This is a genomic window from Paraburkholderia hayleyella, assembly GCF_009455685.1.
Taxonomy (GTDB): Bacteria; Pseudomonadota; Gammaproteobacteria; order Burkholderiales; family Burkholderiaceae; genus Paraburkholderia; species Paraburkholderia hayleyella.
The window spans coordinates 2,227,062-2,246,073 of the sequence record NZ_QPES01000001.1 but is presented as its reverse complement, the minus strand read 5'-3'; the positions used below and the strand labels follow the sequence as shown (position 1 = coordinate 2,246,073).

Annotated in this window: 12 protein-coding genes; 6 read left to right on the top strand and 6 right to left on the bottom strand. The window is 58.1% G+C overall.

Features of this window, described 5'->3' with window-relative positions; all coding sequences use genetic code 11:
- Positions 1 to 30: 30 nt before the first annotated feature.
- The 3 genes from GH657_RS10000 to GH657_RS09990 all read right to left on the bottom strand — a co-directional run bounded on the left by GH657_RS10000 (position 31) and on the right by GH657_RS09990 (position 3,456).
- Entirely contained in the window at positions 31 to 1,287 is a 1,257-nt protein-coding gene (locus tag GH657_RS10000) for an EmrA/EmrK family multidrug efflux transporter periplasmic adaptor subunit (RefSeq protein ID WP_153100615.1), read from the bottom strand.
- A 68-nt stretch (positions 1,288 to 1,355) separates the two neighbouring features.
- Positions 1,356 to 2,885 carry an efflux transporter outer membrane subunit gene (locus GH657_RS09995; protein WP_153100614.1) on the bottom strand — a complete coding sequence of 510 codons (1,530 nt, stop codon included), beginning with the start codon at positions 2,883 to 2,885 and terminating at the stop codon, positions 1,356 to 1,358.
- Between the two features lie 55 nt (positions 2,886 to 2,940).
- On the bottom strand, positions 2,941 to 3,456 hold the full coding sequence (locus GH657_RS09990; protein ID WP_153100612.1) for a MarR family winged helix-turn-helix transcriptional regulator: 516 nt from the start codon (positions 3,454 to 3,456) through the stop codon (positions 2,941 to 2,943).
- Between the two features lie 383 nt (positions 3,457 to 3,839).
- Here GH657_RS09990 and typA point away from each other — a divergent pair, with 383 nt between their 5' ends.
- The 6 genes from typA (at position 3,840) to GH657_RS09960 (ending at position 13,459) form a co-directional block, all read left to right on the top strand.
- Positions 3,840 to 5,663 (top strand): translational GTPase TypA, encoded by a 1,824-nt coding sequence (typA, locus tag GH657_RS09985; RefSeq protein WP_153100610.1) that lies wholly within the window; start codon positions 3,840 to 3,842, stop codon positions 5,661 to 5,663.
- A gap of 286 nt (positions 5,664 to 5,949) precedes the next feature.
- Positions 5,950 to 8,811 (top strand): 2-oxoglutarate dehydrogenase E1 component, encoded by a 2,862-nt coding sequence (locus GH657_RS09980; protein WP_153100608.1) that lies wholly within the window; start codon positions 5,950 to 5,952, stop codon positions 8,809 to 8,811.
- Positions 8,812 to 8,901: 90 nt separating this feature from the next.
- A complete protein-coding gene (odhB, locus tag GH657_RS09975; protein ID WP_153100607.1) occupies positions 8,902 to 10,176 on the top strand; it encodes a 2-oxoglutarate dehydrogenase complex dihydrolipoyllysine-residue succinyltransferase in 1,275 nt (424 codons plus the stop codon).
- 85 nt (positions 10,177 to 10,261) lie between these two features.
- Positions 10,262 to 11,692, top strand: coding sequence for a dihydrolipoyl dehydrogenase (gene lpdA, locus GH657_RS09970; protein ID WP_153100605.1), 1,431 nt, complete (start codon positions 10,262 to 10,264; stop codon positions 11,690 to 11,692).
- A gap of 87 nt (positions 11,693 to 11,779) precedes the next feature.
- Entirely contained in the window at positions 11,780 to 12,877 is a 1,098-nt protein-coding gene (gene zapE / locus GH657_RS09965) for a cell division protein ZapE (protein WP_153100603.1), read from the top strand.
- A 108-nt stretch (positions 12,878 to 12,985) separates the two neighbouring features.
- The gene (locus tag GH657_RS09960) at positions 12,986 to 13,459 is read left to right on the top strand and encodes a transposase (RefSeq protein ID WP_153100601.1); all 474 of its coding nucleotides are present in this window, start codon (positions 12,986 to 12,988) and stop codon (positions 13,457 to 13,459) included.
- A gap of 146 nt (positions 13,460 to 13,605) precedes the next feature.
- Here GH657_RS09960 and GH657_RS09955 read toward each other — a convergent pair whose 3' ends face one another.
- From GH657_RS09955 to GH657_RS09945, 3 genes are all read right to left on the bottom strand, one after another.
- Positions 13,606 to 14,094, bottom strand: coding sequence for a DUF2147 domain-containing protein (locus GH657_RS09955; RefSeq protein WP_153100599.1), 489 nt, complete (start codon positions 14,092 to 14,094; stop codon positions 13,606 to 13,608).
- 204 nt (positions 14,095 to 14,298) lie between these two features.
- The gene (locus tag GH657_RS09950) at positions 14,299 to 15,984 is read right to left on the bottom strand and encodes a ShlB/FhaC/HecB family hemolysin secretion/activation protein (RefSeq protein WP_153100597.1); all 1,686 of its coding nucleotides are present in this window, start codon (positions 15,982 to 15,984) and stop codon (positions 14,299 to 14,301) included.
- Between the two features lie 307 nt (positions 15,985 to 16,291).
- Positions 16,292 to 17,965: a collagen-like triple helix repeat-containing protein gene (locus GH657_RS09945; RefSeq protein WP_153100594.1), complete on the bottom strand. Its 1,674-nt coding sequence runs from the start codon at positions 17,963 to 17,965 to the stop codon at positions 16,292 to 16,294.
- Positions 17,966 to 19,012 lie beyond the last annotated feature (1,047 nt).

The following is a 19,012-nucleotide window of genomic DNA, read 5'->3' as shown; positions in this document are numbered from 1 at the left end:
AAACCTTGTGTTGTTGCGGATGGCTCGGGCTTACATCGAGGCGGTGTTCTTCATGCCTTGTGCGGCTGCAGGCTTGGGCATTGTGCTCGTTGTGCTGCTGGCGTGCGGGCTCGTGGTGGCATCCTGGCCTGCATTGGCCTCGATCACACGGGCGATTTCGGCATCGGCTTCATGACCGTACTGGTCGAACACGCTGGTTTGATACACGGTGTTCGGCGCATCGCCCAACTGGCTGCCCTGGTCGTTCTTGATAGCGACTTCCACTTGCATCGACAGGCCAATCCGCAGCGGATGTTGTTCAAGTTCTTTCGGCTCGAGTGCGATACGCACGGGCAGGCGCTGAACCACCTTGATCCAGTTGCCGGTGGCATTTTGCGCAGGCAGGAGCGAAAACGCGGAACCCGTGCCTGCCGAGAAGCCCACGACCTTGCCGTGATATTTCACGGCTGAGCCATAAACGTCAGCGGTCAATTCGACCGGCTGGCCGATGCGCATGTGCTTCAACTGCACTTCCTTGAAGTTGGCATCGACCCAGACGGCGTTGAGCGGCACGATCGCCATCAACGGATTGCCCGGCGCCACACGCTGGCCGACTTGCACCGAGCGTTTGGCCACGTAGCCCGTGACCGGCGCAGGCAAGGTATTGCGGGCATGGGCCAGATACGCATCGCGGACCTTGGCCGCGGCGGCCTCGACATTGGGATGATTCGTGATGGTGGTGTTGGCGGTCAGTGCCCGGTTCGAGGCGAGCTGCTGGCGGGCGGCGTCGAGTGCGGCCTGAGCGCTGCGGACCGCATCGCGGGCATGAGAAATTTCTTCCTGCGAGACCGCGCCGGTTTGCGCGACAGTCATCCGGCGGCGCAGATCGTCCTTGGCCCGCGACAGATCGGCCTCGCGGACGGCCATTTGTGCCTGGTACTGGCTATCGTTGGCGAACAGTCCGCGGACCTGGCGCACGGTTTGCGCGAGGCTGGCTTCAGCCTGCTGCAGTGCCACGCGCGCGTCGGCCGGATCGAGCTGCACAACGGGATCGCCGGCCTTGACGGTCTGGGTATCGTCGGCATTCACCGCGATGACCGTGCCTGTGACTTGCGGCGTGATTTGCACCACGTTGCCATTGACGTAGGCATCATCGGTTTCCTCGTAAAAGCGTGCGATGAAAAAGTAGTACAGCCCATAGATCACGGCGGCGATCAGGATCACGCCGGTCAGCAGCGTCATCATGCGCCGGCGTTTGCCGTTGTTTGCCGGTGGTGTGCTGGCGGCGGGTTGCGAGGGGGTGCTCATTGATGTGCTCCGGGTTCTGGCAGATTTTGTGTTGTTGATCTGGGTGGGCGTGGCGTTCGGTGCCTCGCTCAGCGCGCTGTGGATGGCGTGGTGGCGGCAGCCGTGGCAGCCGTTGGTGAGGCAGCGGCGCTGCTGGCGGGTAGCGCCAGCGCCGTGCTGGCGCTGTCGAAGCCGCCGCCGAGCGCCTTGATCAGGCCGATTTGCAGGTCCCGGCGTTTCATCTTCAGGTTGGTGACGGTTTCTTCGGCGGCGAGGCGGTTCTGATCGGCGGAGAGTACCTGCAACTGAGGCGATAGCCCCGCCTTATAGCGCACCACGGCAAGTTCGTAGGCGCGGGACGCGGCGTCGAGGGCGCGTTGGGCGTCAAGCGCTTGCCGGTCCACTGAGCGGATTGACGAGATCTGCGTGGCGACGTCACTTAACGCATTGATCAACAACTGGTTGTAATTGGCGACATCGAGATCGAAATCAGCGTAGCGGCCTTTGAGTTGCGCACGCAAGGCCCCGGCATCGAAGATCGGCAGATGGATGGCTGGATTGAACTGTGCCTGGCGGCTCGTGAAGTTCAGGAATTTGCCCCAGCCGAATGCATCGAAGCCGAAGCCCACCGCAAGATTGATATCCGGGAAAAATTCGGCTTTGGCTTCTTTCACGTCATGCAACGCGGCTTCGACTTGCCAGCGCGCGGCAACGATATCGGGACGGCGCGAGACCAGATCGGCGGGCAGGTTGGCGGGCAGCGCGACAGCCTGGCCGGTGTTCATCGCAGGCCGGGCGATCTGCAAACCGCGATCCGGGCCTTTACCCAGCAAGGCACCGAGCTGGTAGCGCACGACGGTGATCTGGCCATCCAGATCGGTCCGGTTGGCCTGGCTGCTGGCGATATTGCCATTCGCGGTTTGCCGCTCGACATTGGTATCGAGCCCTGCCGCGACGCGGCCATTGGTAATTTCGCCGATGGTCTCGCGGTTATTGATTTCGCGCTGGGCAATGTCACGCAGCGCATAGAGCTGGGCGAGCTGGTTATAGGTGCGTGCGACGGACGCTGAAAGCGTCACACGTGCTTGCTGCACATCGGCTTCGGCGGCTTTTTTTTGTGACACCGCTTGTGCCAGGCGTTCGCGGTTTTTGCCCCACAAGTCCAGGTCCCATGAGGCGCTGGCGAGCGCGTTGTGCTCGCTGAACCACGTGCCGCCGTAAGGCGGCGGAAACAGCGCATTGGCTGAGTAAAGCTCACGGTCGAACGAGTAGCTGGCGCTGACCTTGGGGAAGAGCGCCGAACGTGAGCTTTCGATATAGGACGAGGCCTTGGCGAGCCGTGCCTGGGCTTGAGCGATGGATGGGTTGCCCTCTAACGCTTCCGCGATCAGCGCGGACAGTTGCGGATCGCCAAACTGGCCTGGCCAGTCCAGTGCCGGCCATTGGCCACCGGAGGGAGCCAGGCTTTCGGAGGCTTCATATTGCGTGGGCGCAGCGATTTGCCTGTCGCTTTTGATCCCGGAGTAATTCGCGCACCCCGCCAAGGCAAGCGTTGCCGCCACTACGGTCATCGTGGCCTGGCGAGAAAGTACAGGCACAGGCAAGAAAAGGGATTTCATCGCTCGGCTTTAGACGTTTGAGTGAAGGGAAATAATGGACTTTGCAACTAATTTATTACGCCGGGTTTTCGTCTTCGCCACAGGCGATGGCGTCACATAGAAGCCCGGTTGCCTCACCGCTATTGAGCAATGCACGGCGCAGCATGCTTTTTAGAAAACCGACTTCTTCCGGGGTAAAGCCGCTTAACAGCTTGTCGAGCACGCTGATAAAGATGGGCGGCATGCGTTCGGCAATGGCCTGGCCTTCAGCTGTGAGCGCGAGCCGCACAACGCGGCGGTCGTCGCTGCAGCGCAGGCGGGTCAACAGGCCACGTTTTTCCAGGCGGTCGATCATCCGCGTGACAGCGCTGGCATTGATACCATATTCGCGTGCCAGCTCGGCGGCCAGCAGGCATTTGCCGCTAGCGACCATGAACAGGATGCTGCCTTGCGTGCTGGTAATGCCAAGCTCGCTCATGGTGCGTTGCGTCACCAGGTGCGACATTGACGATTTCACGCGCGAAAGCAGATAGCCGACGCTCTCACCGAGATGATAATCACGGATTTCAGTCGGCACGGAAGACACATTCATGGAAATTTTGTGCGCATGCAATGATTGACCAGGCAGGATTATAGGAGGGAGTTAATTGACATGGCAATCTTTATTTCATGCGCTATTACAGTACGAACATGGCGTGTTGCACCGTACGGCATCACAAGGCAATCGTGGCTAATTCCACGCGATTCACGCAAGCGATTTACGCAAGCAATCGGAATGCACGGAGTTTTGCAAGAATAGCCGTGCTACAATGCTGGGTTCCCGAGAGTGCGTTGCTTTTCAGTCTCAAAATAGATGCGGATATGCGGATATGCTGATTACCTGGCAAAAACGTCATCCGCATCGCATGTCCTGCATGTCCTACAAGAGCTAGTCGCAGTAACTGGCGCACTCATCAACTGTCTTCCAGGTTTCTTATGACCCGCGCCTTACGTAATATCGCCATCATTGCCCACGTTGACCACGGCAAGACCACACTGGTTGACCAGTTGCTGCGCCAGTCCGGCACCTTCCGCGAGAACCAGCAAATGGTCGAACGCGTGATGGATTCGAACGACATCGAAAAAGAACGTGGCATCACGATTCTTGCCAAGAACTGCGCAGTCGAATACGAAGGCACACATATTAATATTGTCGATACACCGGGCCACGCCGATTTCGGTGGTGAAGTAGAGCGCGTGCTGTCGATGGTGGATTCGGTATTGCTGCTGGTGGATGCCGTCGAAGGCCCGATGCCGCAAACCCGCTTCGTGACGAAAAAAGCACTGGCGTTGGGCTTGAAGCCGATCGTGGTCATCAACAAGATCGACCGTCCGGGTGCACGGATCGACTGGGTCATCAACCAGACATTCGATCTGTTCGACAAGCTGGGTGCAACAGAAGAACAACTCGATTTCCCAATTGTCTACGCGTCCGGGCTGAACGGTTACGCCGGGCTCACGCCTGAAGTACGCGAAGGCAATATGCGTCCGCTGTTCGAGGCGATTCTCGAGCACGTTCCGGTGCGTCCGGCGGATCCGGATGGTCCGCTGCAACTGCAAATCACCTCACTTGATTTTTCGACCTACGTGGGCCGTATCGGCGTGGGCCGTATCACCCGTGGGCGTATCAAGCCAGGCCAGCAGGTCGTGATCCGGTTCGGTCCGGAAGGCGAGATCCTGAACCGCAAGATCAACCAGGTGCTGTCGTTCCGCGGCCTGGAGCGTGTGCAGGTGGAGTCGGCTGAAGCGGGCGACATCGTGCTGATCAACGGTATTGAGGAAGTCGGCATCGGGGCGACAATCTGCTCGCCGGATACCCCGGAAGCCCTGCCGATGATTACCGTCGACGAGCCGACCCTGACGATGAACTTCCTCGTGAATTCATCGCCGCTGGCAGGCAAGGAAGGCAAGTTCGTGACGAGCCGCCAGATCCGTGACCGTCTGATGAAAGAGCTCAACCACAACGTGGCGTTGCGCGTGAAAGACACGGGCGACGAAACCGTGTTTGAAGTGTCGGGCCGTGGTGAGCTGCATCTGACCATCCTGATTGAAAACATGCGCCGCGAAGGCTATGAGATGGCGGTGTCGCGTCCGCGTGTGGTGCTGCACGAAGTCAACGGCGTGAAGCACGAGCCGTATGAGTTGCTGACCGTCGATCTCGAAGACGCGAACCAGGGCGGCGTGATGGAAGAGCTGGGCCGGCGCAAGGGCGAAATGCTCGATATGGCATCAGACGGCCGTGGCCGTACACGGCTTGAGTACCGCATTCCTGCGCGCGGCCTGATTGGCTTTCAGGGCGAGTTCCTGACGCTCACGCGTGGTACGGGGCTGATGAGCCACGTGTTCGACGAATACGCGCCGCTCAAGGATGGCTCGCTGGGCGAGCGTCGCAATGGCGTGCTGATCTCGCAGGACGATGGTGCTGCCGTGGCTTACGCCCTGTGGAAGTTGCAAGATCGTGGCCGGATGTTCGTCAAGCCAGGCGATGCGCTTTATGAAGGGATGATTATCGGCATCCATAGCCGTGATAATGATCTTGTCGTGAACCCGATTAAGGGCAAGCAATTGACCAACGTTCGTGCCTCTGGCACTGACGAAGCCGTGCGGCTTGTGCCGCCGATCCAGATGTCGCTGGAATACGCCGTCGAATTCATCGACGAAGACGAACTGGTTGAGGTCACGCCTCTATCGATCCGTCTGCGCAAGCGGCACCTGAAGGAACACGAGCGTCGCCGCGCTAGCCGCGAAACCGCGGACTGATTAAACGCATTAGGAAGGGTTGCGCAACAGGTTTTTTATTCTGCCCACAGTAAACAGCAAAAGCCGCTTTCGAGCGGCTTTTGCTGTTTACTGTGTCAAAGAATGTGGATGTATTGTGCTTGCTATCTGGACTATGCGTTCTATGTTATGCTCCGCCAGATGCATGCTTTAGGTCCTTCCAAGCAAGACTTGATTCGCGCAATCCGCTAAACGGTCAGGCCGTGTCGCGGAAGGTTGAGTAACCCGCTATTTTTCGAGAAGCTCGAAGAAAGGTGAGCGTAAACATATGATGAAGCAATTCCAGCTGAACTCCTATTTGTTCGGCGGCAATGCGCCGTACGTCGAAGAACTGTACGAAGCGTATCTCGACAACCCGGCCTCGGTGCCGGATACCTGGCGCGGCTATTTCGATGCGTTGCAAAACGTTCCTGCCACCGATGGCAGCAACGTCAACGATGTCGCGCACGGCCCTATTGTCGAATCGTTTGCCCAGCGGGCCAAAGCCAACGCCTTTATCCCTCGCGCGGCAAGCGGTGGTGAAGACCTTGAAACGGCTCGCAAACAGGTTTACGTCCAGTCACTCATCGGTGCCTATCGCTTCCTCGGCTCGCAGTGGGCTAATCTCGATCCGCTGAAGCGCCGCGAGCGCCCGGCCATTCCCGAGCTTGAACCTGCGTTCTACGACTTCTCCGAAGCCGATCTGGACCAGACCTTCAACGCCAGCAATCTCTACTTCGGTTTCGAACAAGCCTCGTTGCGCGATATCGTCAAGGCGTTGCGCGACACGTATTGCGGCACGATCGGTGCCGAGTACATGTACTTGAGCGATCCCGAGCAAAAGCGCTGGTGGAAAGAGCGGCTCGAATCCATCCGCTCCACGCCGAATTTCACGGCAGACAAGAAAAAACACATCCTGAAGCGGCTCACCGCAGCCGAAGGCCTCGAACGCTTTTTGCACACCAAATATGTGGGTCAGAAGCGCTTCTCGCTCGAAGGTAGCGAAAGCTTTATCGCGTCGATGGATGAGGTGGTGCGCCATGCCGGCGCCAACGGTGTTCAGGAAATTGTCATAGGCATGGCCCACCGCGGCCGCCTGAACGTGCTGGTCAATACCCTCGGCAAAATGCCTGCGGATCTCTTCGCTGAGTTCGAAGGCAAGCACGTCGACGATCTGCCCGCGGGTGACGTCAAGTACCACAAGGGGTTCTCGTCGGATGTATCGACCGAAGGCGGTCCGGTTCACTTGTCGCTGGCTTTCAATCCGTCGCACCTCGAAATCGTCAATCCGGTGGTGGAAGGCTCCGCCAAAGCCCGGATGGACCGTCGCGGCGACGACCACGGCATGCAAGTGTTGCCGGTGCAAATTCACGGCGATGCAGCATTCGCGGGCCAGGGCGTCGTGATGGAAACGCTCAATCTTGCGCAAACCCGGGGTTACGGCACATTTGGCACGTTGCATATCGTCATCAACAACCAGATCGGCTTTACCACTTCCGACCCGCGCGATGCACGCTCGACGCTCTATTGCTCGGACGTCGTCAAGATGATCGAAGCGCCGGTGTTGCACGTGAATGGCGATGATCCGGAAGCCGTCGTTTTGGCGACCCAGCTCGCGATTGATTTCCGCATGCAGTTTCACAAGGATGTCGTGGTCGATATCGTTTGCTTCCGCAAGCTGGGCCACAATGAGCAAGACACCCCGGCGGTCACGCAGCCGCTCATGTACAAGACAATTGCCAAGCATCCGGGCACTCGCGCGCTCTACGCGGAAAAACTGGTGCAGCAAGGCGTGATTGGCCCGGACGATGCGGAAGCCTATGTCAAGGCTTATCGCAAGATCATGGACGAAGGCCATCAGACGGTCGATCCCGTGCTCTCGAACTACAAGAGCAAATACGCGGTGGACTGGGTGCCGTTCCTGAACCGCAAGTGGACCGATGCCGCCGATACGGCCGTGCCGCTCGCCGAACTCAAGCGTCTGGCCGAGCGCATCACCACCATTCCTGAAAACTTCAAGGTGCATCCGTTAGTTGAGCGCGTCATCAATGACCGTCGCGCCATGGGACGGGGTGAAGCCAAGCTCGACTGGGGCATGGGCGAGCACCTGGCGTTTGCCTCGCTGGTGGCTTCGGGTTATCCCGTGCGCCTGACTGGCCAGGATTCGGGGCGTGGCACGTTCACGCACCGTCATGCGGTCTTGCACGATCAAAACCGCGAGCGCTGGAACGATGGCACTTATGTGCCGTTGCAAAACATCGCTGAAGGGCAGGCGACGTTCACCGTGATCGACTCGGTGTTGTCGGAAGAAGCCGTGCTGGGTTTTGAGTACGGTTATTCAACCGCCGAGCCTAATACTTTCGTGGCCTGGGAAGCGCAGTTCGGTGATTTCGTGAATGGCGCGCAGGTGGTGATCGACCAGTTCATCTCATCGGGTGAGGTGAAGTGGGGCCGGGCTTCAGGCCTGACGATGCTGCTGCCGCATGGCTATGAAGGGCAGGGCCCGGAGCATTCATCGGCGCGTATCGAACGTTTCTTGCAACTGTGCGCCGAGCACAACATGCAAGTGGTTCAGCCGACCACCCCGGCGCAGATTTTCCATCTGCTGCGGCGCCAGATGATTCGCCTGTTCCGCAAGCCGCTGATCGTGGCCACGCCGAAATCGCTGCTGCGTCACAAGGAAGCCGTGTCTGACCTGTCCGAACTGGCCAAGGGTTCGTTCCAGCCCGTCATCGGTGAGGTGGATGCCACGATCGAGCCGAAAAAGGTCAAGCGCGTGGTGGTGTGTTCGGGTCGCGTTTACTACGATCTGGTGGCCCATCGCCGCGAAGCGCAAGCAACCGACGTCGCCATTTTCCGTATCGAGCAGCTCTATCCGTTTGCGCACAAGCAGTTCGAGGCAGAGCTAAAAAAATACGATCACGCGACCGAAGTCGTCTGGGTGCAAGACGAGCCGCAAAACCAGGGGCCCTGGTTCTACATCGAGCACCACCTGAAAGAAGGCATGAAAGATGGGCAGAAGCTGGCCTATAGCGGCCGTCCGGCTTCCGCGTCACCTGCGGTGGGCTACTACGCGAAGCACTATGAACAGCAAAAAGCACTGATCGAAGGTGCGTTTGGCCGCCTCAAGAGCGCGTCGATTGCTAAATAACCGCGTCCTGCGTTGGGGCGGCTTGACGCCGCTCCAACGGGACGTGCATTACGGTGCGCTGGCACCCGATACGTATTCAGGAAAATTACAATGGCTATCGTTGAAGTCAAGGTCCCCCAACTGTCCGAATCGGTTTCGGAAGCCACCATGTTGCAGTGGAAGAAGAAGCCGGGCGAGGCTGTAGCGCAGGACGAAATTCTCATCGAAATCGAAACTGACAAGGTTGTGCTGGAAGTGCCTGCACCTGCCGCAGGCGTACTGGCGCAGGTTGTCAGAAACGATGGCGATACCGTGGTCGCCGATGAAGTGATCGCGCGCATCGATACCGAAGGCACAGCGGGTGCGGCTGCAGTCGAGGCTGAAGTCAAGCCTGCTCCGCAAGCGGCTGCGGCCCCAGCGGCGGCCGCTCCCGTGGCGGGCGCCAGTACCGCGGCCTCACCGGCTGCGACCAAGCTGATGGCGGAAAAAAACCTCGCCGCCACCGATGTGGCCGGCACAGGCCGCGATGGACGCATTACCAAGGGCGATGTGCTCGGCACGGGCCAGGCGGCGGCTCCCGCAGCCAAACCCGCCCCGGCTGCGGCTTCCGCTTTGGCAGCAAAAACCGCCCGGCCTGCGCTGCCCGACGTCAAGGCTCCGGCTTCAGCCGAAGTCTGGCTGAAAGATCGTCCGGAACAACGCGTGCCGATGTCACGTCTGCGCGCCCGGATTGCAGAGCGCCTGCTCGAATCGCAACAGACCAACGCCATTCTCACGACATTCAATGAAGTGAACATGGCGCCCGTGATGGAGCTACGTGGCAAATACAAAGACAAGTTCGAGAAAGAACACGGCGTGAAACTCGGCTTCATGTCGTTCTTCGTTAAGGCCGCGGTCCACGCGCTGAAAAAATTCCCGCTGGTGAACGCCTCGATCGACGGCAACGACATCGTGTATCACGGTTACTTCGATATCGGCATCGCAGTGGGTTCGCCACGTGGCCTGGTGGTGCCGATCCTGCGCAATGCCGATCAACTGAGCCTCGCCGAGATCGAAAAGAAAATCGCTGAATTCGGTCAGAAGGCGAAGGATGGCAAGCTGTCGATCGAAGAAATGACCGGTGGCACCTTCTCGATCTCCAATGGTGGTGTGTTCGGTTCGATGCTGTCGACGCCGATCATCAACCCACCGCAGTCGGCCATTCTGGGCGTGCATGCCACGAAAGAGCGCGCCGTGGTCGAAAATGGCCAGATCGTGATTCGTCCGATGAACTATCTTGCGCTGTCGTATGACCACCGGATCATCGACGGCCGCGAAGCGGTGCTGTCGCTGGTGGCCATGAAAGATGCGCTGGAAGATCCAGCCCGTCTTCTGCTCGACCTGTAATCCAGGCGGTTTATCACACGCTTTGTCTCAGGGCCGGACGTGCCGTCTCATGGCGCAACCGGCCCGGCCATCAAAAGGGATGCACATGTCCAAAGAATTTGATGTTGTCGTGATTGGCGCCGGTCCTGGCGGCTATATCGCGGCGATTCGCGCAGCACAACTCGGCAAGACGGTTGCCTGTATCGAAAAATGGCGTAACCCGGCGGGCGCACTGAAGCTGGGCGGCACCTGTCTGAATGTCGGCTGTATTCCATCGAAGGCGTTGCTGGCTTCGTCGGAAGAGTTTGAAAATGCTTCTCACCATCTGGCCGATCACGGTATTTCGGTGGCCGACGTCAAGCTGGATGTGACAAAGATGCTGGCCCGTAAAGACAGCATCGTCGAAAAAATGACGAAGGGGATCGAGTTCCTGTTTCGCAAGAACAAGATCACCTGGCTTAAGGGTCATGGCAAGTTCACCGGAAAAACGGCTGCAGGCGTGCAGATCGAAGTCAGCGGTGAGGACGGGACCGAAGTCGTGACGGCGAAAAACGTGATCATTGCGACCGGTTCGAAGGCACGCCATTTGCCGTCGATTCCCGTCGACAACACGATCGTGGCGGATAACGAGGGCGCTTTAAGCTTCACCGCCGTGCCGAAAAAACTCGCGGTGATTGGCGCGGGCGTGATTGGCCTTGAGCTGGGATCGGTGTGGCGTCGTCTGGGCGCCGAGGTGACCGTGCTGGAAGCGCTACCCGAATTTCTCGGCGCAGCCGACCAGGCGCTGGCCAAGGAAGCCGCCAAGCAGTTCAAGAAGCAGGGCCTTGAGATTCATCTGGGCGTGAAGATCGGTGAAGTGAAAACGAGTGCCACGGGGGTTTCGATCGCCTACACCGACAAGGACGGCAAGGCCCAGACACTCGCGGCCGACCGCCTGATCGTCTCGGTTGGCCGTGTGCCGAATACCGATAACCTTGGTCTTGACGCGATCGGCCTGAAAACGAACGAACGTGGTTTTATCGATGTCGATGACCATTGCGCGACGAGCGTGCCGAACGTTTACGCGATTGGCGACGTGGTGCGTGGTCCGATGCTGGCGCACAAGGCCGAAGATGAAGGCGTACTGGTGGCGGAAGTGATTGACGGCCAGAAACCGCATATCGACTACAACTGCATTCCATGGGTGATTTACACCGAGCCGGAAATTGCATGGGTGGGCAAAACGGAGCAGCAACTGAAGGCGGAAGGCCGTGAGATCAAAACGGGCCAGTTTCCGTTCATGGCGAATGGCCGCGCGTTGGGGATCAACAAGGCCGAAGGCTTTGTCAAGATGATTGCCGATGCGAAAACGGATGAGTTACTCGGCGTGCATATCATTTCGGCCAATGCTTCGGACCTGATCGCGGAAGCCGTGGTGGCGATGGAGTTCAAGGCCGCGTCGGAAGATATTGGGCGTATCTGCCACCCGCATCCGTCGTTATCCGAAGTCATGCGTGAGGCCGCGCTTGCGGTGGACAAGCGCGCGCTGAACATGTAGGTCTTCACGCCTGCAAAGGCCTGCAGGTATGAAGTCATCAAGGCGGGCGGGTTGATTCCCGCCCGCTTTCTTTTTTCCGGTCGCACGATGAACGTCACCGAATACTACGAAAGCGAGCTGAAAAAACGCGGATACCAGTCCGACCCGGCGCAACGGGCGATGGTTGAACGGTTGCAGCAGTGCTATGAGGAATGGGTCGCTTACAAGGCTCGCCGCTCGAACGTTTTTAAAAAACTCATTTTGCATCCTGAGTTACCACGTGGCATTTACATGTGGGGGGGCGTGGGGCGCGGCAAGAGCTTTCTGATGGACAGTTTTTTTGCAGTGGTGCCGGTACAACGCAAGACACGCCTGCATTTTCATGAATTCATGCGCGAAGTACACCGGCAACTCGAGGAACTGAAAGGCCAGGCCGATCCACTCGATGAACTCGCAAAACGCATCGCACGGCGTTACCGGCTGATTTGTTTCGACGAGTTTCACGTTTCGGACATCGCGGATGCGATGATCCTTTACCGTCTGCTGGACCGGCTGTTTACGAATGGCGTGCAGTTCGTGATGACGTCCAATTACGCACCCGACACGCTTTACCCCGATGGCTTGCACCGCGACCGCCTGCTGCCCGCCATCGAGCTGCTCAAGTCAAAGCTCGACGTGGTCAATGTGGATGCCGGTGTGGATTATCGGCGCCTGACCCTGGCGCAAGTGGCGGTGTACCACACGCCATTGGGGGCGGCGGCCGACAAGGCGCTGCGCAGCGCGTTTTCGCGTCTGGCGGCCGTGCCGGATGAGAGTCCCATCCTGCATATCGAGCAGCGCGAACTGAAAGCGCTGCGGCGTGCCGATGGTGTGGTTTGGTTCGATTTCGCCACGTTGTGCGGTGGCCCGCGTTCACAGAACGATTATCTTGAGCTGGCGAGCCGCTTTCACGCCGTGATTTTGTCGGGCGTGCCGCAGATGACGCCACGGATGGCCTCCGAAGCGCGCCGTTTTACGTGGTTGATCGATGTTTTCTATGATCACAAGATCAAATTGCTGATGTCGGCTGCGGTTGCGGCCGATCAACTGTATCTGGAAGGGCCGATGGCCAATGAATTTAGCCGCACGGTGTCACGTATTGTGGAAATGCAGTCAAAAGAGTATCTCGATGCGCCGCGTCGTCTGGTGGATACCTCGTTAACTTAAGACTTTGTAGGCATTTGAAAGGTAACAGCCTAAGGGGGCTCAAAGCCCAATTTCAAGATTCAGAATCATCTGATATCTGGACTATGGGGCGCTTGATATCTTCTGGTCATGCTTTTTGACAAAGGAGAAATCTTAATGACACCCCATCGTGATATTACCGACGAAGAATGGCAACGCGTAGCTCCACTGCTTCCGGAGCTACGTCCCCGTTCTGAACTGCGTGGTCGTCCTCTGGCCAATACCCGCTCTGTACTCAATGGCGTGCTTTGGGTGATGTACAGCGGTGCAACCTGGTCTGCGATGCCGCGCAAGTACCCGTCGTATCAGACATGCCACCGTCGTTTTAAGGCATGGCACGAAACCGGTGTCCTGAAACGCGTGACGGATCAGCTGTTCGGCGAAGCGAGCGAAGCGCTTTGCAGCACGATGCAAGCACGTATGCGGAATCATCAACAGGAAGCAAAACCCGTTACAACCGAGGTCGAGCATACCGTTCCAGCGGCTCCTGCTACCGGATACGCGCCGCAGCCCAATACTCCTGCTGTGTTTGGTTACGGCAATTCTTTTAAATATGCAGCATGAAAGTTGGTTTAATGAATTGACACTCCGCACGACAAAAACCGGCCAGCAATGAAATGCCTGGCCGGTTTTTTTATTCAGGCTGATTTTAGGTCACACTCGCCGGTAATAGTAATAGCCAGGTAGTAATAGCCAGGTCATGACCATTGTCATGGCTGGCGAATCCATGTTTGCGAGCGTCCGAGCAATGACACGCCGATATAGCCTCGCACCACCAGCTTTTGCCCGCCGTCTTCCAGATGCATTTTGCATTTGTAGATTTTGCCGTTCTCGGGGTCGAGAATCCGGCCCTCATCCCATCCGCCCTCGTTTTCTTTCTTCATGCCGTTGATGATCGTCATGCCGAGAATCAACTGATCCTTGCGTGCATCGGTACATGCTGTGCAACGCCGCTCCGGCTGGTTGTTTGCGCCCAAACCCTTGATCACCCGGCCGCTGAGCATGCCATCGCCATCCTGCGCAATTTGCACGAGTGCCTTGGGTTGGCCGGTATGGTCGTCGATGGTTTGCCAGATGCCAACCGGGCTCGTGTTTTGCGCGAAGGAGCCGGCAGCATGTGCAAGCAGCACGCTTGCCAGCGCCATGCGTTTCATGGCCTGGGCGAGCCGCGTACTTGCGCGTTGGGTAAATTGCCTCATTGCCTTCCCCTGGAAGATGGTTGAAAGTGGCACGATCTGAGCCGTGCTGGTTCAAGTGACGTGCTCAGGAAACCGGGCGGCGTAATGCTCGGGTTCAGGTTCGAGCCCCGCGCAGATTACGTGAAAGCCCTGCTCACGTCTGTGAGTGCATACCCCGAACCCCTCGAACCCCTGTGTACCGGCGCTCAAGCGTGCTCCATTCAGCTAGTTCAACTGATAGGAAAACGTGGCATTGACACGTGGGCTGCGCGATGGGCTTTCCACTGGCGCATCAGCCAGGGGCTTGGCCACCGACAGGTCCAGGTTGTAGTACTTCGCATCTGAAATCCGGAAACCAAGCGCGATAGAGGCCAGCCTTGAGGGTGAGGGTGTCCCTGCATGTAAATACACGCGTGCCATATCGAACGAGACATAGGGCGTGATCGTGCGCAGATAGGTGAATCCAGGCGCGAATGGCCGGTTGAGTTCGAAAGAGGCCGCCCAGCCTGAATCACCCGATGCCTCCCCTGGCTGATAGCCTTGGGCGAAACGTTGCGCACCAAAAGCAATCTGCTCCGACGTAGGAAGTGAATCCGGGCTGTACTGCCCGGTCAAGGCGATAGCGGTGCCCAGTTTCAGCGGCCACTCGTTGGTTTGCGAGAAACTCGCACCGGTGCGCACGAAGGTCAGGGAGGCTGGGTTGATGGTAACCGCGCCAGGAATATTCGAACTGCCCGCTTTGGAGGCGCCGAGAATATTGAACGCCTTTGCCAGATTCAGGCTGGCACGCTGCACCTGACCGGTTTGCGCGCTGGTGTAATCGGTTTGCAACTGCAGGACACGGATCTGCGAACTCAGGCCGATCTGTGCGCCATTGATCTGGTTCTGATAGCGGTCTTCGTCATGTGAGGCGTAACCGCTGACGGTGCCTAGCAGACTGCGGGTATTGCTCAGCAAGATGGGATAAGAGAGCGAGCCGATGATCTTGTCGTTGATGACCGTGCGCTGAACATAGCTGGGCAGGCCGGGGTTATCGACAGGATTGCCGCGATAGTGGGTGGCATCGATTTTGGCCGTTAGTCCGTTGCTGCCAATCGGCACGGCCGCGCGAACGGCCAGATAGGTTTGATTGTCACGACCCTTCGGCACCAGGGCTGAAATACTGAGCTGTTCGCCAAGCGACGTCAGGCCATTTTCGGTGGCCGTGAGCAGGCCCTGAACGCCGGGATGGTTGAAGTCCACGCCCGCGCTGACGTCGAATGATTTGCGCTCAACCTTGAGTTCAAGCGTGGCCGCGCCATCCGTGTTTTGCGGCGGAGCGACGGTGGCGGCCACCTTGACGCCAGGCAACAGCCCAAGCGTATTGATGTAGCGTTCGAAGGTTGCACGCCGCAGCGGGCGGTCAGCGCGGATGTGCTCGGCAATCGAACGAATGCGCGCTTCGGTCGCACCGGGCTTGCCGGTGACCGTCACCTCCGCGACGTAACCCTCTACCACGGTGATACGCACGATGCCGTTTTCAAATGTCTGTGCGGGCACGAAGGCGAACGAAAGCGCATACCCGTGTTCCTGATAAAGGCGCGTGACGCCATTGGCCAGCTCGATGAGCTCACCCACGGTGATGTCTTTTCCGACAATCGAAGTGAAGCGTTGGGCGACGTCATTGAACGGGATCGAATTCACCCCTTCAATCTGAACGCGCGAGGGTGTCAGATGACGTGCGAGCAGTTCCTGGAGGGGGGCTGCCTGGGGTTGTACCTGCACCGTGACGTTTGGTCCTCTTGCTGGAGCCTTGAGTTGCGGTAGCGCATCGAGTGGATTGCCGCTAACCGCGGGACGTGTCTGTGCTTGCACGGTACTGGCAGCGGTCATTGCCAGTAATACAGCCCATGTTTTATACCCGAGTTTCATCGGATGTGTCCTCGTTGGCCGTTCTTGTTATGCGAGGCGCGTTGTCTGGCCGGACAACGTGCACGCTTATGTGGCTGGAGTGGCTGGACGCATACTGCCATGGTGGCAGGGTGGCGTCACGTGCCCGATATGTGTGGCGTTACGCTAGCTTTGAAATGCAATTTACGGCACCGCTTATGCCGGGTTTGGCCCGGTTTTCATGCCGTTATCCGAACGATTGGGTGGTTTCTGCCGGTATGCAGGCATGACACAGGCCTGGCGGTATGCCAGGCCCATATTGATACCCGTTCAGGATGTCCCGGATGCTTTATTTTTTCCCGGACAAGCCCCCTAACAGACCGCCAACCGCTGATGTCACGCCAGACAGCAAACCGTCCGTGTTGCTGCTACCACCGGTGGTAGTGGTAAGCGAGATGCCCGGGTTGATTGTTGTGGTTGTGGTCGCGGTGGTGGTCGCAGTGGTCGCTGGTTTGGCACCGACGTTGCCGAGGCTGCCAGTCACACCCGAAAGCAAACCGGTGACGGGTGCGAGTACGCCACCGCTGCCCGACGTGCCACCGGTTGCACCGCCGGTGAGTCCGCCTACGATGCCGGTAACCGGTGCGAGTACGCCACCGCTGCCCTGCGTGCCACCGGTTGCGCCGCCGGTGAGTCCGCCTACGATGCCGGTAACCGGTGCGAGCAAGCCACCGCTGCCCTGCGTGCCACCGGTTGCGCCGCCGGTGAGTCCGCCTACGATGCCGGTAACCGGTGCGAGCAAGCCACCGCTGCCCTGCGTGCCACCGGTTGCGCCGCCGGTGAGTCCACCTACGATGCCGGTAACCGGTGCGAGCAAGCCACCGCTGCCCGACGTGCCGCCACCCGCACCGCCTGCCAGTCCGCCGAGCAACCCGGTGACGGGTGCCAGAGGATTGCTTCCCGTGCCGCCTGTCGACAAGCCGCCCACCGAGGCGACGGTATTACCTGTACTGGTTACGACATTGCCGAGACCTGTGGTAACCGGATTGTTACCCGTTTTAGCGACGAGCGCGCCGGTATTGGCGAGGCTACTACCGACGGTCGAGAGCAGTCCATTGAGCGGTGCGCCAAGGCCCGTCGCATTGCCCACGGTTTGCGTGGTGTTGGCCACCATCGCGGTGATGGGCGTAATTGCCGTGCTCAAGGTTTGCGTGACTTGCTGGATGGGACCCGTAGAGAGGATGTTGGTGAGCGTACCGCCACCATTGGTGACGGCACCGCCTAACGCATCGACGACACCGCCAAGAGGCGTAGTCACTGCCGAAAGCGGGGCGAGTGGGCCGCTGCCCAGGCTCGTCACCAGATTGCCGGTATTGCTGAGCGCACCTCCTGTCTGACCGACCACTCCACCAACGCTCGAGAGTGTGACGCCGACCGGATTACCTGCCGTGCCGAGCTGTCCCAGCCCTTGGCTGACACCGTTGCCTAGCGTGGATACCGCACCTCCCACGTTTTGCACGATGCCTCCTGCTGCCTGGGTGGTAGCAGGATTGACGCCAGGCAGGGTTTGCGAGCCGATGACTGTGCCAAGGCCCGATACCGTTGATCCGACACCCGAGACGATGCCGCCTGCCTTGTCCGTGACCAGACTAACGGGGTTGGCCGATGCCGTACCGCCGCCATTACCGCTTCCGCCACCGTTCCCGCCAGTTCCGCCGCCATTGCCGCCGTTACCCGCAGTGCCGCCACCGTTGCTGCCCGAGCCCGAACCCGAACCCGAACCGTCGGAGCCATTGTTGGCAGAGGTTCCGCCATTGCTGCCACCTGGGTTTGTGCCGGTGCCGGTGTTGGTTCCATTCGCACCGCCGGTTGAAATGGTTCCGCCAGTCCCGCTGGTGCCTTTGGAGCCGAGCCCAGAACTGAGGCTCCCCGAGCCACCGCAGGCGGCGAGTGAAAGCATGGCAGTGACGGCCGCCGTTATGATCGTTGTCCGTAGCACGCCGGAAGAAATTTGAGTTTTCATGTCGCCCTCGTATCGCATGGTTGTTGAATGATGCTGCGGGTTACTCTCTGCAATCACCATGCCAACTCACAAAAAAACGTGGGCTACGGGAATTAAAAATATCGACTTCCCCATGCAGCGGGGCAGAGACAAGTTATTGCGCATAAATTGATTGTTCTGGGATGCGGTCAGATAGCGCTATAAATGGGATTGGGCTTGTGTACGTAACGTAACGATCTCAATGCGACGTTACGCTTTGGCGCGTAACATGCGATTGAGATTGACGTAAGGATTTCAGATGGCCACGAAACTGATACGCATTATGGTTAGCCCTATATGTTGCAACACATTTTTTACGGTTAATCTTGGCACCGTACGGGGGGAGCACGGAAAGGCTCGAAAACTAGGGGTTAGGACAATTGCTTAAATATGATTGTTGTACTATAAAACGTAGAAATGCTGGGGGTTCTGGGGGTGTGAAGCAGCAAAAGAAGCAGTAAAAAATATTAACGATTCGCATGGCCAGGGGTGGCCTGCTGTTCCAGGATCTGAAAAATACGGGTGTCAGGTGCATTTATTTTTTAATAAATAGCAATTATTCGTATTGAATGCGGTTCAAGATAAAAACAAGAATAAATTATTGGTTTTTCTTCATTAAATGTTTTTTTGGGGAATTCTGATTCAGGCGGATGCTGTAGTGCGGCGTGTATTTTCCAAAAAAATGGGGGATGTGAGGCCATCTTCCAGGTCCACAACAGACTGACGCACTGGTACCTGCTAGCACCTCAGCCTGGAGCGTCAAGTTATGGGCTCCACGTCGCTTTTATGTTGGCTGCATCACCGGCGGTAAAAATTTCCGTTGTTTCCACTGCTTAAGAGTGGCGTTAATAAAAAACGGAATTGCTTGTAAATGAGATAGCGTTTATAAAACAGGGAAATTTGGCAAAGGGGGCATTATCGGAGAGATCATCCTGATGGCTTGGGTTTAATCTGGCCACGGTTAACGGGGGATGATTGGATAAGGGTAATGGCAGCGAGGGGGACTTGACTGCCTGCCTGGATAATCCA

Coding starts and splice junctions, on each gene's coding strand:
- GH657_RS09955 (WP_153100599.1), bottom strand. CDS start 14,094: ATGAGGCAATTTACCCAACGCGCAAGTACGCGGCTCGCCCAGGCCATG.
- GH657_RS09960 (WP_153100601.1), top strand. CDS start 12,986: ATGCTTTTTGACAAAGGAGAAATCTTAATGACACCCCATCGTGATATT.
- GH657_RS09980 (WP_153100608.1), top strand. CDS start 5,950: ATGATGAAGCAATTCCAGCTGAACTCCTATTTGTTCGGCGGCAATGCG.
- GH657_RS09995 (WP_153100614.1), bottom strand. CDS start 2,885: ATGAAATCCCTTTTCTTGCCTGTGCCTGTACTTTCTCGCCAGGCCACG.
- lpdA (WP_153100605.1), top strand. CDS start 10,262: ATGTCCAAAGAATTTGATGTTGTCGTGATTGGCGCCGGTCCTGGCGGC.
- GH657_RS09945 (WP_153100594.1), bottom strand. CDS start 17,965: ATGAAAACTCAAATTTCTTCCGGCGTGCTACGGACAACGATCATAACG.
- GH657_RS09950 (WP_153100597.1), bottom strand. CDS start 15,984: ATGAAACTCGGGTATAAAACATGGGCTGTATTACTGGCAATGACCGCT.
- GH657_RS10000 (WP_153100615.1), bottom strand. CDS start 1,287: ATGAGCACCCCCTCGCAACCCGCCGCCAGCACACCACCGGCAAACAAC.
- typA (WP_153100610.1), top strand. CDS start 3,840: ATGACCCGCGCCTTACGTAATATCGCCATCATTGCCCACGTTGACCAC.
- odhB (WP_153100607.1), top strand. CDS start 8,902: ATGGCTATCGTTGAAGTCAAGGTCCCCCAACTGTCCGAATCGGTTTCG.
- zapE (WP_153100603.1), top strand. CDS start 11,780: ATGAACGTCACCGAATACTACGAAAGCGAGCTGAAAAAACGCGGATAC.
- GH657_RS09990 (WP_153100612.1), bottom strand. CDS start 3,456: ATGAATGTGTCTTCCGTGCCGACTGAAATCCGTGATTATCATCTCGGT.